This is a genomic window from Pontibacter pamirensis (genome assembly GCF_010015475.1).
GTDB classification, from domain to species: Bacteria; Bacteroidota; Bacteroidia; order Cytophagales; family Hymenobacteraceae; genus Pontibacter; species Pontibacter pamirensis.
In genome coordinates, this window is record NZ_SSNI01000094.1 from 1 (window position 1) to 2,747 (window position 2,747).

4 protein-coding genes are annotated in these 2,747 nt (G+C 41.6%); all 4 read left to right on the plus strand.

Going from position 1 to position 2,747, the window contains the following annotated elements; all coding sequences use genetic code 11:
• Positions 1-424: 424 nt before the first annotated feature.
• Positions 425-937: a DoxX family protein gene (locus E1919_RS27015; RefSeq protein WP_162056508.1), complete on the plus strand. Its 513-nt coding sequence runs from the start codon at positions 425-427 to the stop codon at positions 935-937.
• A gap of 377 nt (positions 938-1,314) precedes the next feature.
• Positions 1,315-1,599 carry a hypothetical protein gene (locus E1919_RS27020; RefSeq protein ID WP_162056509.1) on the plus strand — a complete coding sequence of 95 codons (285 nt, stop codon included), beginning with the start codon at positions 1,315-1,317 and terminating at the stop codon, positions 1,597-1,599.
• 283 nt (positions 1,600-1,882) lie between these two features.
• Positions 1,883-2,224 (plus strand): hypothetical protein, encoded by a 342-nt coding sequence (locus E1919_RS27025; RefSeq protein WP_162056510.1) that lies wholly within the window; start codon positions 1,883-1,885, stop codon positions 2,222-2,224.
• Between the two features lie 119 nt (positions 2,225-2,343).
• The gene (locus E1919_RS27030; RefSeq protein ID WP_162056511.1) at positions 2,344-2,622 is read left to right on the plus strand and encodes a hypothetical protein; all 279 of its coding nucleotides are present in this window, start codon (positions 2,344-2,346) and stop codon (positions 2,620-2,622) included.
• The last annotated feature ends 125 nt before the right edge of the window (positions 2,623-2,747 follow it).

Sequence of the window (2,747 nt, forward strand, 5' to 3'; positions counted from 1 at the left end):
CCTACTTTACCTGTAGCCCCGCAAAATGTGAGGCTTCAATGTAGGGGCTAATGCATGAATTTCATCCATCCGAACCGGTGCCTGTTGAACAGCTGAAAAACAGTTTTTTTTGGTTAGTGTCTCACAAAGGAAGAGGCTAATATTTATGTAAATTCAACAGTATTTACTACATTACTCCTTTGATCGACAGGGACATCTACTAAATGTTCCGAAGTAGACGCAAAGGGTAGAAAGCTGCTGGCAGTGCCGGCTAAGCCCCTTCCGTGTCTTGTGCAGAAAAGCCTCCACCTCCACTGTTCATAAGCTGATTTTCGCAAAGCATTCTTAGCAGAAAAGGGCTTAAAGGATTGAGAACAGTTGCCCCAACAGCCTGTGGTCCCGATTGAAAAGCCTTTTGATATGAACTATTTTAAATCAGAACAAGATGATCCCACTGTTTGTCTTACTCGGAGCCTTCGCCATCAGCTCATCTGTAATCAGATATACTACCAATAGGTTTAATTTTCCATTAGCGGGCAGGATCGCTCTATCGATCATGCTGCTGTTTACAGCCACAGGGCATTTTGCCTATCCGGAAGGAATGGCCTTGATGATACCGGACTTTATCCCTTTCAAAAAAGAAGCAGTCTTCCTTACCGGTTTATTCGAGATCGCAGCTGCTGTTGGGCTCCAGATCGGACGCCTACAGGCAATGACTGCCTGGCTCCTTATTGCGTTCTTCATTTTAGTTTTGCCTGCCAACATTCATGCGGCAATCAGAAACATTGATTACCAGACAGGGGCGAATACAGGCCCCGGCTTGGCTTACCTCTGGTTTAGGGTTCCACTACAGGTCTTCTTTATCGTGTGGACATACTTCTTTGGGGTAAGGTTGAATAATGCAGCTAAATCGCCAAGAAAAAGAATGCCTATCAATGGTATGGGTATCTCTAAATAGATACTTACTCAACAGTGCTCGCTCTATCCATAGGTTTCAAAACGGGTCAGCTCTATTTAAAGAAACCAAGGTGGCCCCAATTTTTACCTGATACCGTAAAACAATCCTTAGTTTAATTTGTAGTTTAACAAGCTGTTTGATTACTATTTGAACCTTGAAGAAACATCAAACCTTAATCATGACTTCTCAAAAAACCGAGGGATTTGCTATATGGGGCAATGGTAAATCAAAGAATCTGAAACATGTATAAAAAAAGCTTTTACCTACTAGTAATTGCCTTCTCTCTAACTGTATATTTTTGTTTTGCTCAGCAAACACAAGTAACTAAGGATACATCTTCTGAAGAGAACCAACTTATAAATTCCCTGCTTGGCACCTTGGAAATTGACCTGAAGCCTTCTCCAGAGGCAGCTTCCTATTTGAAGGAATTCAGAATATCCAAGTATGAAGAAGGAATACTTTCAGGCAGTTTCTACGATACCCCGTTTAAGAACGGAAGAATCAACACTGCCTGGGGTAAAGTTCATTTCGCGTTCACCACTGCGGATAATTCCGGCACTTACTACCACAGTGGCTATTTGGAGAACAACAAATTATTCGGGAACTCCTTTTCTCCAGCCCGGGGGTTTATCATGCCTTGGTCTGGTGTCAAGAAAAAATAAACAAGTGCAGCGACTAAAGTACAATGGACATCTGCCAACATCAGCTACATGCAAAAGTGGCCTTTGAAACACCCATCGCAAAACATCTTCAATCACCTTTTGTGAATCAGAGAATACCAATCATGCACTGAGGCCTACTGCATTACCAATGTTTTACATCAAATTGACTGAGACCTCTTAAAAAGGAATTATGAAAAATCTACTTCTATTGTTTACCATCGGAATTTTTATCACTTTAACTTCATTCACTCTTCCAGACAAAAAAGATGTAACACCTAAGTCTGTGACCCGAACTACAGAAGTCATCAACGGTGATAAGGTGGAGAAAACGGTCATTCTGCTCGATGGGAATACTTCCCGAGAAGATGTAATTCACACATGCAATTTTCTGGCAGCAGAAGACGTGCAATTAACCTTCGATAAACTTGTCATCGGGAAAAGTATGTTGGGTTTGGTTGGAAAGTCACGAATCCGGTTCGCAGAAGGTAAGATAGAATTGCCAGACGGTTCTTCAGAAAAGTTTACGGCTGGTGGAGCAGCAAGCTTTAGGTTTATAAGAATCCAGTACTCCATAAATACAGCGACTAATTCTGTACAAATCGACATGCTCGAGAAGATTGATTAAAGCATCAATGCCAATTACAGCTGAAATAAATAAAATTACCTTTAGGTAAAGCGTTATAGACTACAAGGCAATGAGAAAAGAAAACCGTTGAAGACAAATAAACTACGTACGAAGAAGCCATGAAAATCAACAGAAACCTTCTGCTGTACACGATCATCTACAATGTAATCTATTGCCTTTTGTTCTTACATGTGCCAACGAAAGTTGCCGGGGTAACGGGAGGAAAAGAGCTGATAGTTTTTCCCCTTTTTTGGTCAGTAGGTGTTATAGGGTTTATTATGATTGGGCTAAAGAATGTGGCCGCCTTTCAGTACTGGATCAACTGGCTGCTTGCCCTATTTTGTACACCTATACCGACTTTTGTACTGGTGAATGTTTTTTTTAGCCCCTTTGGGTAAAATCAATGAGGACTTCGAATGGTCGTTCCTGATAACACCCGTGGAGCTGGGGGTGTTGGTAAACTACCTACTACTCAACACCTGCCAGCCAGATGGCGCAAGGTGGATAAAGGATATAATTTCAA

What these genes read in the sequence shown, in the direction of transcription:
- E1919_RS27015 (WP_162056508.1), top strand. Translation starts at nt 425, where the DNA reads ATGATCCCACTGTTTGTCTTACTCGGAGCCTTCGCCATCAGCTCATCT.
- E1919_RS27030 (WP_162056511.1), top strand. Translation starts at nt 2,344, where the DNA reads ATGAAAATCAACAGAAACCTTCTGCTGTACACGATCATCTACAATGTA.